This is a genomic window from Rhodococcus sp. ZPP (genome assembly GCF_017656075.1).
GTDB lineage: Bacteria > Actinomycetota > Actinomycetes > Mycobacteriales > Mycobacteriaceae > Rhodococcus_F > Rhodococcus_F oxybenzonivorans.
Map to the genome: position 1 here is coordinate 1,652,673 of NZ_CP058638.1, position 12,070 is coordinate 1,664,742.

Consider the following 12,070-nt stretch of genomic DNA (forward strand, 5'->3'; position numbering starts at 1 on the left):
AGATGCGCATAGTCTTCGACCCCGCCGAACTTCCGCCCCGCCGCATGTACCAGGTGCTCAACGCGTCCGTGGTGCCGCGACCGATCGCCTGGGTGTCCACCCTCTCGGAGGACGGGGTAGCCAATCTGGCCCCGTACAGCTTCTTCTCGGTGTCGAGCACCAATCCACCGGTGGTGCAGTTCACGTCCGTCACCCGCAAGGACAGCCTGCGCAACATCGAAGCCACCGGGGAATTCGTCATCAACGTGGCGACCGAACCTCTCATGAAGGTGGTGAACGCCAGTTCGGCCACCTACGACCATGACGTCGACGAGTTCGCGGCGCTGGGGATCGAGACCGAGCCGAGCGAGCACGTGCGTCCCGTGCGGGTGGCCGCCTCGCCGGTGGCGATCGAATGCCGCCTCGCGCGAATCGTTCCGGTCGGTGATTCGTTCGTGGTGATGGGCGACGTGCTGGCGGTTGCGGTGCGGGACGAGGCGGTCGCGGAGGACGGTCTGCCCGACTTCGCGTCCCTCGCCCCGCTCAGCCGCCTGGGCCGCAACGAGTGGGGGTTGCCGCCCGAAGTCGTGTTGCTGGACCGACCGCAACGACCCGAATAGTCGATCGATTGGTTAGGCTTACCTGACAAAATCGATTCCCTAGCCGGAAAGTAACCATCCATGGCCCAACGCAGCAAGTTCGTCAAACCCGAGACTCGCCGAATTGCGTCCGCCCGGGTGGTGGCAGGCAAGCAGATCAGCCCCAACTTCATCCGCGTCACCGTGGCGGGACCCGAACTGGACTCCGTGACGCCGATGGGCTTCGACCAGTGGTTCCGGATGTTCATCCCCCAACCCGGACAGACCACTCTGCGGCTGCCGACCAGCGCGAGCAACCTCTGGTACGCGCAGTACAAGCTGATGTCGAAGGACACCCGGCCCGTCGTGCGCAACTACACGATCCGCGACTACCGCGCCGCCGGCACCGGACTGTTCGGCGAAGAGACCGAGATCGACATCGACTTCGCCTCGCACGGCGACCTGGGTCCGGCTTCGGCCTGGGCCGCTTCCGCGTCGGCGGGCGACGAGATCGCAATCCTCGACGAGGGCCGGATCTACAACCCGGCGCCCGGCGCCGAGTGGCAACTCCTGGTCGGTGACGAGAGCGCGTTACCGGCGATCGTCGGGATTCTGCGATCGGCGCCGCGGAACCTTCGAGCCGAGGTGTTCATCGAGATCGCGGAAGCCGCAGATGCACAAGATGTTTCGGTGGGCGACGGAGTGAACGTGCACTGGCTGGTCCGCGAAAACGCAGGTGCCCGTCCGGGGCTGCTTGCGTTGGAGACGGTGCGGCAGGCAGATCTTCCGACCGGGCCGTCGTACACGTTCGTCGCCGGAGAAAGTGACTTACCGACGGCTCTTCGACGCCATCTCGTGAACGACCGGCACGTTCCCAAGACACACATTTCGTTCACCGGCTACTGGCGCCACGGCCACGCCGCCTACTGACCACAGGAAGCGGCGAAGTACGCGGACGCGCACTTCGCCACTTCCAGAGGTTCGTTCAGTTGGCGTGCTTCTGGACGAGTGCGCCCAGACGCGGAAGTGCTTCGATCACATTCTTCTTCGCGGACGGGCGCAGCGAGTTGTACACCTTCTTGACCGCGCCACGGTCACTGTTCTCGATGCGCTCGTCGGTGACACCGAGGAGCGAGTCCGACACGTCGTCGCCGCGGGCGACGAGGTAATCGGCGAACGAATCCTGGCCGCTGGCGGTGAAATCCTGCCAGTACGGCTCGAGCTTGGTGACGAACTCGGGCAGCAAGCCCTCGATAGCATCCGGCACGATGGACGGTCCCACCTTCTTGACCGCGGCGTAACCACCCTTCAATGCCAGCCCCGAGGCCCCCGACTTGTCCGAAACCTCCGCGTCGATCAGAGCCTGCACATCGGCGATGACCGCCGGCACACGTGCCTCGTCGAGCAGGGTTTCGTTCAGAGCTGCAACCACTTTCAATGCCTCCGTATTGACTGAGCGATCAGGTCCGGCCAGACACTATACGAAAAGCTGCGGGTCGCGTTGTTCGAGCAGGCCATGACACCGGCGCACCCGCTCGATCCACCAGCGGGCACGCTCGGGCGTTGCCGCGAGGTCGGCGACCCGGGCGGGGTCGGGAGTCACGGATGCGACGCCCAGCGCACCGTCCACGGGCTCTCTGGGCTCGGCCACATCCGACTCGAAGAGTCCACCGGTTCCCAGTCCACACGCGAAATGCAGGTGGGGCAGTGCGGCCGCGGCCGCGACACCGGCGGCAATTCCCACGGCGGTGTCCAACGCACTCGACACGACCACCGGGACCCCGTACTCGGACAACTCGTCCGCAAGCGCGAGGAGGCGGCGCATTCCACCGAGGGGGGCGACCTTCACGACGGCGATGTCGGCGCCGCCTGCGCGAACCACCTTCAACGGATCGTCCGCACGCCGAATGCTCTCGTCGGCGGCCACGCGGACAGCGGGCACACGTCGGCGTACCTCCACCAGCTCCGGCACACTCGCGCACGGTTGTTCCGCGTACTCGAGCGGCCCGTCTGCCGTGAGTGCGTGCAGCGCCGTCACCGCCTCGTCGACCGTCCATCCACCGTTCGCGTCGACGCGCACGCAGGGAATGTGGGCACGGACGGCGTTCACCCGTGCGACGTCGTCGGCGAGATTCTGACCGCGCTCGGCTACTTTCACTTTCGCGGTTCGGGCTCCCGGGTATCGCTCGAGGAGGGCGGGGACCTGTGCGGCGTCCACCGCGGGAACGGTCGCGTTGACAGCCACCCGGTCGCGGAGTGTGGGCGGCGGACCGATCCAGGCGGCCTCGATCGCCGACTGCAGCCAGTGCGAGGCTTCGTCGTCCGCGTATTCCGGGAAGGGAGCGAACTCGCCCCATCCCGCGGGACCACGCACGAGCATGGCTTCTCGGGTGGTGATGCCGCGGAAGCGCACCCGCATGGGCAGACTTACCACGACCGCGTCGGCCAGGACCTCGTCGAGGGTAGGCAGAGAGGACACGAGGTCAGGGCTGTCCGGGCAGAAGCTCGAGCATGAGGGCCTCGCAGTCGGCGAGCAACGTGTCGCCCTTCTTCAGCTGCGCAGTGATGAACGTCTTGCGCCCCTCTACCCGGTCGACGCTGCCCTCGACGGTGAGCGGTGTGTTGAGCGGTGTGATCGCCCGATAGTTCACATGCAGGTACGCCGTGCGACTGATGGGCCGCCCGTACGCGTGGACGATCATTCCCATCAGATCGTCGAACAGCAGCGGCAGCGTGCCGCCGTGCGCGGCGCCGTTGCCACCGAGGTGGTAGCGACGGAACTCGCCCGCGCTGCGCACCCCGTCGGGTCCGAACTTCTCGATGTGCCACGGCGGCATCAGCAGGCTCCCCCGGCCCGGCAGCTCGATCGTCCGTCCGGCCGGCGACCGCCCCTCGGGAACCACGTACGGTGTGAGCACTGCGGCCAGCTTCTCCACCTGGTCAGCCGCCTGCGCGACAACGTCGTCGGGGGCGTCCACCGACACCGCCAGATCCTGCAGGGTGCGCATTCCTTCCACGAACCGCGCCCAATCCGGGCCGGGGGTGACCGCCTCGTACTTGGGGAACCCGCCGTGGTGCTCGTAGTCGTCGTCGCGCTTCCCGTCGACACCGGTGACGTCCGCAGCCTGCTCGCTCATACCTGCACGGTAAACCCGGGCCGAACTCCCGCGCGCGGACACCCACCGGCGGCACCCGATAATCTCGGAGCCGTGACCTTCAACCCGCAGCACTGGCGACCCGTACCCGGCTTCGAGAACCTCACGGACATCACCTATCACCGGCATGTCAGCGAGGGCATCGTCCGGGTGGCGTTCGACCGTCCCGAGGTGCGCAATGCCTTCCGTCCCCACACCGTCGACGAGCTCTACCAGGCACTCGACCATGCCCGGATGACCTCCGACGTGGGCGCCGTCCTCCTCACCGGCAACGGGCCGAGCCCGAAGGATCAGGGCTGGGCGTTCTGCTCGGGCGGAGATCAGCGCATCCGCGGCCGCAGCGGATACCAGTATGCGGAAGGGGAAACCGCGGACACCGTCGATCGAGCCCGCGCCGGGCGCCTGCACATCCTCGAGGTTCAGCGATTGATCCGGTTCATGCCGAAGGTCGTCATCTGTCTCGTCAACGGCTGGGCCGCAGGCGGCGGGCACAGCTTGCACGTGGTGTGCGATCTGACACTCGCCAGCCGCGAACACGCCCGCTTCAAGCAGACCGACGCCGACGTCGGCAGCTTCGACGGCGGCTACGGCAGCGCCTACCTCGCCAAGATGGTCGGGCAGAAGTTCGCCCGCGAGATCTTCTTCCTCGGCGAGACGTACACCGCCGAGGAGATGCACCGGATGGGCGCCGTCAACAAGGTCGTCGACCATGCCGAACTCGAGGACGTCGGAATCGAGTGGGGCGCCAGGATCAACGGAAAGTCCCCGCAGGCGCAGCGCATGCTGAAATACGCGTTCAACCTGCAGGACGACGGCCTGGTCGGACAGCAGTTGTTCGCGGGAGAGGCAACCCGCATGGCGTACATGACGGACGAGGCCGTCGAAGGTCGCGACTCGTTCCTCGATAAGCGCGAACCCGACTGGAAGCCGTATCCCTGGTACTTCTGAGCCGCTCCCCTTCCCGGGCATCGTGGAAATGGCCACGCGCCAGCGCGGATTCACCGATTCCGGCACACTGACCACATGAGCACCGACCGCGAGCTCCCGGCCCCGGAACACCGCCGTCCGCCCGGAACCGGCGACGACACCGTCGCCGCGCTCGGGAAGTTGTCCGAATCCCTCGAAACCGTCGAGCGGGCCCGCGGACTGCTGTACTCGTTCCACCAGCTGATCGGGCACGCCGACCTCCAGCTAGGTGACGCCGTCGACGCGTTGCGGTCGGCGGGTCACGGCGCGACGGCGGACCGCCTGGAGACCGAGTTGGTCGGCCTCAACGTGCTCGACGGACGGTGGACCTTCCAGGTCGTGGAAGAGTTCGACGACGGGTATTGGTCCACCTTCCGTGAACTCGAGCGCGCCGCCCGTGACGAACTGCTGGACGGTCGTCGCCACCTGTTCGAGGCGGAGATGAAGGAAGCGCGACGCACACACGGCCGGGCAGGTCACGAAGCCCGCCCGAGCAAAGGAGAGTGACGGGTGGAAATCCTCAGCAGCAGGACGATCCTGCGGCCACGGGACTACGCGACGACGCTGAGTTTTTACCGCGACATCCTCGGACTCGCCACCGCCCGCGAATATCCCGGGGGCACGGTGTTCTTCGCGGGGCAGGGACTCATCGAGGTGGCCGCCCACGGCGCCGCGGACACTCCGTCGACGTTCGACGGTGCCCTGTGGTTGCAGGTCCGCGACCTCACCGCAGCACAGACCGAACTGGTCCTCGCCGGGGTCAAGATCAACCGCGAAGCCCGGCAGGAACCGTGGGGACTGCACGAAATGTGGATCGCGGACCCTGACGGAATACCGATCGTGCTGGTGCAGATTCCGGAGGATCACCCCCTTCGGCGCGACACCCGGCCGGTGAACGACAGGTGACGCGGGGCCAAACACTGGGCCGCCTCGAGGTGTCCGACCCCAGCTGTACTTTTCGAACTTCGATCCGCACAATCTGGGTGTGACCGCAGAGCTCGTAGTTCTTCTTGTGGTGGTCGTCACCGCCCTCGCTTTCGACTTCACCAACGGCTTCCACGACACCGGAAACGCAATGGCCACCTCGATCGCAACGGGAGCTCTGCGACCCAAGACCGCGGTCGCGCTCTCCGCGTCGCTGAATCTGGTCGGCGCATTCCTGTCGGTCGAGGTCGCCGCGACCGTGGCCAAAGGTGTCGTGAACCTGGGAACGGTGGGCGGTGAAGATCTCCTGCTCATCGTGTTCGCGGGACTTGTCGGCGGCATCATCTGGAACCTCGCTACCTGGCTGCTCGGTCTGCCGTCGAGCTCCTCGCACGCGCTGTTCGGTGGCTTGATCGGTGCGGCCATCGCGTCCATCGGCATGAGTGGTGTCGAGTGGGGCGGGGTCCTCGGCAAGGTCGTCATTCCGGCACTTCTCGCCCCTGTCGTCGCAGCACTGGTCGCCACGGCAGGTACTAAACTCGTATACCGCATCACCTCCACCGTGCCGGAGGGAACGAAGGAGCACGGCTTCCGCGTCGGTCAGATCGGTTCCGCCTCGCTGGTGTCGCTGGCGCACGGAACCAACGACGCCCAGAAGACGATGGGTGTGATCTTCCTCGCACTGGTCGCGCACGGCAGCATCACCGCCGACGACGAGATGCCGTTCTGGGTCAAGCTCAGCTGCGCCGTCGCCATTGCCCTCGGCACCTATCTCGGCGGTTGGCGGATCATCCGCACCCTCGGCAAGGGCCTCGTCGAGATCGCCGCCCCGCAAGGCATGGCCGCCGAATCCTCGTCGGCCGCGATCATCCTGACGTCGAGCCACCTCGGACTTCCGTTGTCCACCACACACGTCGCCACCGGTTCCATCCTCGGCACCGGGCTCGGCCGCAAGGGCGCCGAGGTTCGCTGGGGCATCGCCGGACGTATGGCGGTCGCGTGGCTCATCACTCTCCCCTCGGCCGCGTTCGTGGGCGCCGTGTGCTGGTTCCTCGCGCACATCATCGGCGGCCTCGCCGGCGTGCTGGTGGTGTTCGCGGCACTCATCCTCCTCGCCGTGTTCATGTACCTACGGTCCCGCATGCAGCCGGTGCACTCCGGCAATGTCAACGCCGAGTGGGAGCCGGGCGCAGAGCATCCCGCGACCACGGCTGTACCATCCCCAGCCGGCTCGGAGATCTCCGAGTCGCCCAGACCCACCACCACCAACCACTGACGGGAGCTGCTCATGACCCTCTTGACCACCACCGTCAACTCGCTCTGGCAAGTGATCCTCGTCGGACTGCTGTTCGGTGCGGGACTCCCCGCCATCTTCGCTCTCGGACTGAAGTCGCTCAGCGCAGGAGCCGGAGGTGACACCTCGGCACCGCAGCCTTCCGTCGCAGGCCGGATCGGTGCCGTGGCCTGCTTCGCCGTCGTGCTGATCGCGATCATCACTGGGATACTGCTGTTGATGAGCGACTTCCTGGCCAGCACGTTCGGTATCCACATCTTCTGAGCGGCGACCGCGAGGTCCCCACTCCATCGACGAAAGAGGCCGAACGCGTGCCCAAATATTCACTTCGTTCCGTACTCGATTGGCTCCGCGCCGGATACCCCGAAGGGATTCCGGCGAAGGACCATTTCGCGTTGCTGGCCGTATTGCGTCGTCGACTCACCGATGAGGAAATCGAGCAAGTGGTGGCGCTGTCGATCGAAACGGCCCACGAACACCCGAATCGCCACGTCGATTACGACAGCATCCGGCGCCTCATCAGCGAGATCACCCACGAAGAGCCGTCGGAGGAGGACATTGCGCGGGTCACCGCGAACCTCACCGCGGGAGGGTGGCCGGTCGCCGGCGACACTGCGGGCGGGTGGCCGGTCGCCGGCGACACCGACGAGGGTGCGGGTGATCCGAAAGAAACACGCGACGCGGGATAGCCGATGAGCCTTCCACCGTTCCTCACTTCCATCGTCGGGTGGCTGCGAGCCGGCTATCCCAATGGTGTGCCCGAGCAGGACTACATCCCGCTGTTCGCCTTGCTCACTCGCCGCCTGTCCGAGGACGAGGTGGATGCCGTCGCCGACGCTCTCGTCGAGGAAGGTGACCTCCCCATCGAAAAGACGGACATCCAGGTCCTGATCACCAAGGTCACCGACGAGTTGCCACTCGAATCGGATGTCGACCGGGTCCGCAGCAATCTCGCCGCGGGCGGATGGCCGTTGGCCGGGCCCGCCCAGTGAGCGAACTCCAGGTCCTTCCCGTCCCGTCGGGCGTCGGGGTTGTCGGCATTCTGCCGCTGCTGTCGGAGTTGCTCGACGGAACCGCCCCCGCCGCGCTGCCCGTCCCGGCCGCGGACGAGCGGCAGACCCGGCGATTGACCGACGCCTTGCGTCCTGGGGAGCCGATCGACGACGGCGTCGCACTCGTCGTGGCGACTTCGGGTACGACGGGCGTGCCCAAAGGTGCGATGCTCACGGCGGCTGCGCTGCGCGCGAGCGGTGAGGCGACACACGCGAGACTCGGCGGGCCTGGCTCCTGGCTCCTGGCGCTGCCCGCCCACCACATCGCGGGGATGCAGGTGCTCCTGCGCAGTGTGCTGGCGGGCACCGAACCGGTCGTGGTCGATGTGACGGAAGGTTTCGATCCCGCAGTGCTGCCCGCCGCGGTCGAGACCATGACCTCACGTCGCCGCTACACGTCACTGGTTCCGACGCAGCTCGTCAAGGCCCTCGACCACCCCGGCGCGGTGGCGGCACTGGCCTCCCTCGACGCCGTCCTGCTCGGCGGCGCAGCGACACCGGCCCCGGTGCTGCAACGCGCCCAGGAGGCTGGGATCACCGTCGTCCGCACCTACGGCATGAGCGAAACGTGCGGGGGATGCGTGTACGACGGGATCCCTCTCGACGGCGCTCGGGTCCGGATCGACGACGGCCGCGTCCTGCTCGGGGGACCCATGCTGGCGACCGGTTACCGCGGCATTCCCGACCACCCCGCGTTCGCCGAACCCGGCTGGTTCCGCACTGACGACTCCGGGTCGCTCACCGACGGAATCCTCAGCATCACCGGCCGACTGGACGAGGCCATCTCCACCGGCGGCCTCACCGTCGTACCGCAAGTAGTCGAGCGCGCACTCAACGAGCATCCGGCCGTGCGTGAATGCGCCGTCTTCGGCCTCCCCGACGAACGACTCGGCCGGCGTGTCACCGCCGCCGTCGTCGCCGAATCCGGAACCCTCCCCACGCTCGACGAACTGCGGCAGTTCGTCGAACGCACCCTCGACCCCACCGCTGCGCCCCGCGAACTGCACCTCGTCGACGCCCTCCCCCTCCGCGGTCCCGGCAAGGTCGACCGCCGCGCCCTGGAGTCCAGGTTCGGGTAGGGCGCACCTGTTTGCGCTGGTTTTCGCCAGCCGCGGTCGCAATGGTCGCGCGCCTGGCCAATGTCTCCGCGGATGGAGTTGTCCACAGGCTGCCGCTCTATCCCCAGGGTCGCGCTGAAGTCCTGGTGAGCACGCCAGCCCCGTCTGCCGCGTGCTGCACGATGTCCGCCATGACCGACGATCTTATCTTTCGACGCCGAGCCTTGGCTGACGGCATCACCGACGCCGAGGATCCGACGCGCGCGACGGTCCGGACAACTTGTGCGGATCGCCGCGGACACGTACGTCTCGGACGCGCACTTCGCCGGACTCGACGCGTGTGCACTGCACCGAATACGCATCGCTGCGGCCCTGACGTCGGGTTCGAAGTGATCCGGTGGACGTGGAAGGACCTTTTCGACTTCGCCGTCGTCAAGGCGCGGTACGACAGGGCCTGCGCACGTGCGCGGCACCGACGGTGAAGGACACTTGCAGAGACATTGGCTACCTTCCGACGCAATTCGGAATTACCTGCGCATCCGACCACTGTCTCTGCAAGTGCAGGCGTCGCCTCCCGCCCGGGCTCCTACTTCTCCAGTTCGGGGGCGTCCGCCTGCAACTCCCCCACCTCGGTTTTGAGGATTCGCATGGATCGGCCGAGACCGCGCGCAGCGTCGGGCAATTTCTTCGACCCGAAGAGCACCACCAGAACCACCGCGACAATCGCCCAGTGTGACGGGCTCATCGCTCCCATTACTGCGGCTCCTCACCGTCGGGGTACACGGCGTCCACCTCGACCTCGACGAGCCATCCCGCTGCCGGCAAGCTCGCCACCTCGAGGGCGAATCGGCTGGGACGCGCGGAGTTCCGTTCCATCGGCGCGGCCGGTTCCGCGATGCCGAGGGGAACCAGTTCGGTGTCGCCGGTGTCGAGGTTGGTGTTCGCGAAGAACTGCCGGTAGGCGCGATTCCAGCCGGCGTAATCGGCGCGGTCCGTTCCAGGGGCGTTGTCGAGGAACACCCGCATGGTCACGACGTCCTCGAGCGTCAGCCCCTGCGCCTCGAGATTGTCGCGAATCCGCTTCAGGGCATTGATGCCCTGCGCTTCGGTGATCGTGACCCCGGCCGGGAGTGCGCCGCCCGTGAACACGTCGGTGTCGATGTACGACTCCGGGGTTCCCTCGGGCGCGGCTTTGTTGGACGCACCCGGTCCGATCCCGCTCGACTTGTAGACCGCGGTGCCACCGCCGATCGCCACCCCCTGCGCGATCATCGGATTCGCCGCGCCCGCTTCGAGAACGGATTTCGAGACGAAGGTGCTGCCGGGCGCCTCGGCTGCGGCCTCGTCGGAGGAGCATGAGGTGGCCCCTGCGAGAACAGCGGACGCCGCGAGGGCAGTGGTAATTGCCTTGATACGGAACGACTTCATGAAGAACTCCTTGGTCTGCGGGTGTCAGGCTTCTTGGGCCACGCGCTCGTGGATGTGGGTGACGACGTCGCGGGCGGACGTCAGAGCGCCGTGCTGCCAGGCGATCGCATTGGACAGGTGGTCGCCTGCGAAGTAGATCTTCTCGACCGGTTCGAGCAACTTCTCGTACTCGGGGGTGGCCGCCCCGCCGTGGGAGCCACCGCTTCCCGCCCAGTTGACCCACGCGCTCTCGGAGTACTTGGTGCGACGCCAGCTGCCGGAGAACGACGAGGAGATGTCGCGGGTGTACTTCTCACCGTGGATTTCGGAGCCCTCGGCGATCGCCTTGGCGAGCCGCTGCCGGTGGGTGAGCGACTCGAACGCTTCCTGCCTCTTGCCGCTGCTGTAGTAGGCGACGACCACGCCTCGATCGGAGTTGTAGTGGTCGTACGGGAACATGATCTGCGAGATGTCCTTGTCGGTGTTGGACGCGCCGCCGTAGATGCGGTCCTCCGTCTCCCACCACCGGCGCGAGTACTCGATGCCGAGCTTGCCGGACGACGACGGCTTGGCCGCCTTCAGCGCGGTGAGCACGTCGGCGGGCAGGTTGTTCTGCAGACGTCCGATCAGGTGTGGCGGGATCGTGCAGATCGCGTAGTCGGCGGTGATCGACTTCTTCGAGCCGCCGGCGGTGTATTCGACGGTGACGCCCTCGGACACGTTCTTCATCGACGTCACCTCGGCGCCGAAGACGATGTTGTCGGTGCCGATCCTGTCCTGAAAGGCGTAATAGATGCGGTCCATGCCGCCGACCGGGGTGAACATCATCATCGCCTGGTCGTAGCCGAAGTCGAAGCTGAAGTTTCGGCCGATGCCGCTGCGGATCACTTCCTGCATCGCGAACGGCTTCTTCGCGCTGCCGAAGTTCAACCCGGCGCCGGGCTCGGAATCGTAACCGCGACGCGAGGATCCGAGATATCGGCCGTCGTCGGACAGGTCACCGAAGTCACTGAGGAACTCCGACAACGCGTCTTTGTCCTCTTGGGTCAGCACCTGGTCCAACGCGCCCTGATCGGTTGCCTTCTTCAACAGTTCCGACATGTAGCCGAACGTGTCGGCCTTCGCGGCCCGGTACGTGACGGACTGGCCCGACAACGACGTGTCGCTCTGGTAGTTCACATACGTATTGGCGTTCTGGTTCCCGAAGCCCTGGATCTCGACGCCGAGTTCCCGGCAGTAGTCGAGGGTGATGTGGCTCTGCGGGATGCGGGTGGCGCCGACGTTGTAGAAGTGGCCCTCGGAGAAGGTGCACTTCTGCGTCTCACCGCCCAGGTCCGTTTCCTCGGTGCCGGCCCGCGCTGTCCAGACACGTCCACCGGGGCGGGTGCGCGCCTCGAGGACGGTCACCGTGTACCCCGCCTTCTGCAGTTCGTACGCAGAACACAGGCCGGCGGGACCGCCACCGAGTACGACCACCGAATGGCTGCCCTTCACCTTGCCGATGAGGTCACCGGCGGCGAGTGGCGTGAAGGTGCGGGCGGGCGCGGCGGTCGACGGCGCCAGCCCGAGCGTCGACATCGCGCCGTACGCAAGGCCTGCGCCTCCGGTGGCCCCCAGGCCCTTCATGAAAGATCTACGTGTGAATGCCAATTCGCGC

16 protein-coding genes are annotated in these 12,070 nt (G+C 66.6%); 10 read left to right on the forward strand and 6 right to left on the reverse strand.

What is annotated here, in order from left to right; all coding sequences use genetic code 11:
• The first annotated feature begins 2 nt into the window (after positions 1 to 2).
• Positions 3 to 599 carry a flavin reductase family protein gene (locus HYG77_RS07795; protein ID WP_208962339.1) on the forward strand — a complete coding sequence of 199 codons (597 nt, stop codon included), beginning with the start codon at positions 3 to 5 and terminating at the stop codon, positions 597 to 599.
• A gap of 60 nt (positions 600 to 659) precedes the next feature.
• The gene (locus HYG77_RS07800) at positions 660 to 1,487 is read left to right on the forward strand and encodes a siderophore-interacting protein (RefSeq protein WP_208962340.1); all 828 of its coding nucleotides are present in this window, start codon (positions 660 to 662) and stop codon (positions 1,485 to 1,487) included.
• 55 nt (positions 1,488 to 1,542) lie between these two features.
• Here HYG77_RS07800 and HYG77_RS07805 read toward each other — a convergent pair whose 3' ends face one another.
• The 3 genes from HYG77_RS07805 to HYG77_RS07815 are packed head-to-tail and all read right to left on the reverse strand — an operon-like array spanning position 1,543 to position 3,694.
• The gene (locus HYG77_RS07805) at positions 1,543 to 1,989 is read right to left on the reverse strand and encodes a hypothetical protein (protein ID WP_109327928.1); all 447 of its coding nucleotides are present in this window, start codon (positions 1,987 to 1,989) and stop codon (positions 1,543 to 1,545) included.
• A gap of 45 nt (positions 1,990 to 2,034) precedes the next feature.
• Positions 2,035 to 3,036 (reverse strand): o-succinylbenzoate synthase, encoded by a 1,002-nt coding sequence (locus HYG77_RS07810; RefSeq protein ID WP_208962341.1) that lies wholly within the window; start codon positions 3,034 to 3,036, stop codon positions 2,035 to 2,037.
• Positions 3,037 to 3,040: 4 nt separating this feature from the next.
• On the reverse strand, positions 3,041 to 3,694 hold the full coding sequence (locus HYG77_RS07815) for a PaaI family thioesterase (protein ID WP_109327924.1): 654 nt from the start codon (positions 3,692 to 3,694) through the stop codon (positions 3,041 to 3,043).
• Positions 3,695 to 3,766: 72 nt separating this feature from the next.
• Here HYG77_RS07815 and HYG77_RS07820 point away from each other — a divergent pair, with 72 nt between their 5' ends.
• The 8 genes from HYG77_RS07820 (at position 3,767) to menE (ending at position 9,027) form a co-directional block, all read left to right on the forward strand.
• Positions 3,767 to 4,660 (forward strand): 1,4-dihydroxy-2-naphthoyl-CoA synthase, encoded by an 894-nt coding sequence (locus HYG77_RS07820; RefSeq protein WP_109327922.1) that lies wholly within the window; start codon positions 3,767 to 3,769, stop codon positions 4,658 to 4,660.
• 75 nt (positions 4,661 to 4,735) lie between these two features.
• The gene (locus HYG77_RS07825) at positions 4,736 to 5,185 is read left to right on the forward strand and encodes a hypothetical protein (RefSeq protein ID WP_109327920.1); all 450 of its coding nucleotides are present in this window, start codon (positions 4,736 to 4,738) and stop codon (positions 5,183 to 5,185) included.
• A gap of 3 nt (positions 5,186 to 5,188) precedes the next feature.
• Positions 5,189 to 5,584 (forward strand): VOC family protein, encoded by a 396-nt coding sequence (locus HYG77_RS07830; protein WP_208962342.1) that lies wholly within the window; start codon positions 5,189 to 5,191, stop codon positions 5,582 to 5,584.
• Between the two features lie 79 nt (positions 5,585 to 5,663).
• Positions 5,664 to 6,878 (forward strand): inorganic phosphate transporter, encoded by a 1,215-nt coding sequence (locus tag HYG77_RS07835; RefSeq protein ID WP_208962343.1) that lies wholly within the window; start codon positions 5,664 to 5,666, stop codon positions 6,876 to 6,878.
• 12 nt (positions 6,879 to 6,890) lie between these two features.
• The gene (locus HYG77_RS07840; RefSeq protein WP_208962344.1) at positions 6,891 to 7,160 is read left to right on the forward strand and encodes a hypothetical protein; all 270 of its coding nucleotides are present in this window, start codon (positions 6,891 to 6,893) and stop codon (positions 7,158 to 7,160) included.
• Positions 7,161 to 7,207: 47 nt separating this feature from the next.
• Entirely contained in the window at positions 7,208 to 7,585 is a 378-nt protein-coding gene (locus HYG77_RS07845) for a DUF3349 domain-containing protein (RefSeq protein WP_208962345.1), read from the forward strand.
• Between the two features lie 3 nt (positions 7,586 to 7,588).
• Positions 7,589 to 7,888 carry a DUF3349 domain-containing protein gene (locus HYG77_RS07850; protein ID WP_208962346.1) on the forward strand — a complete coding sequence of 100 codons (300 nt, stop codon included), beginning with the start codon at positions 7,589 to 7,591 and terminating at the stop codon, positions 7,886 to 7,888.
• Positions 7,885 to 9,027 (forward strand): o-succinylbenzoate--CoA ligase, encoded by a 1,143-nt coding sequence (menE, locus tag HYG77_RS07855; protein WP_208962347.1) that lies wholly within the window; start codon positions 7,885 to 7,887, stop codon positions 9,025 to 9,027. Before HYG77_RS07850 ends, menE begins: the two co-directional genes overlap by 4 nt.
• 565 nt (positions 9,028 to 9,592) lie before the next feature.
• Here menE and tatA read toward each other — a convergent pair.
• From tatA to HYG77_RS07870, 3 genes are read right to left on the reverse strand one after another with little or no spacing between them, the layout of a single operon-like run.
• Positions 9,593 to 9,760 (reverse strand): Sec-independent protein translocase subunit TatA, encoded by a 168-nt coding sequence (gene tatA / locus HYG77_RS07860; RefSeq protein WP_109327910.1) that lies wholly within the window; start codon positions 9,758 to 9,760, stop codon positions 9,593 to 9,595.
• Positions 9,760 to 10,434 (reverse strand): Rid family hydrolase, encoded by a 675-nt coding sequence (locus HYG77_RS07865; RefSeq protein WP_208962348.1) that lies wholly within the window; start codon positions 10,432 to 10,434, stop codon positions 9,760 to 9,762. The genes tatA and HYG77_RS07865 overlap by 1 nt, the downstream gene beginning before the upstream one ends.
• A gap of 24 nt (positions 10,435 to 10,458) precedes the next feature.
• Entirely contained in the window at positions 10,459 to 12,063 is a 1,605-nt protein-coding gene (locus HYG77_RS07870) for an FAD-dependent oxidoreductase (RefSeq protein WP_280123310.1), read from the reverse strand.
• Positions 12,064 to 12,070: the final 7 nt, after the last annotated feature.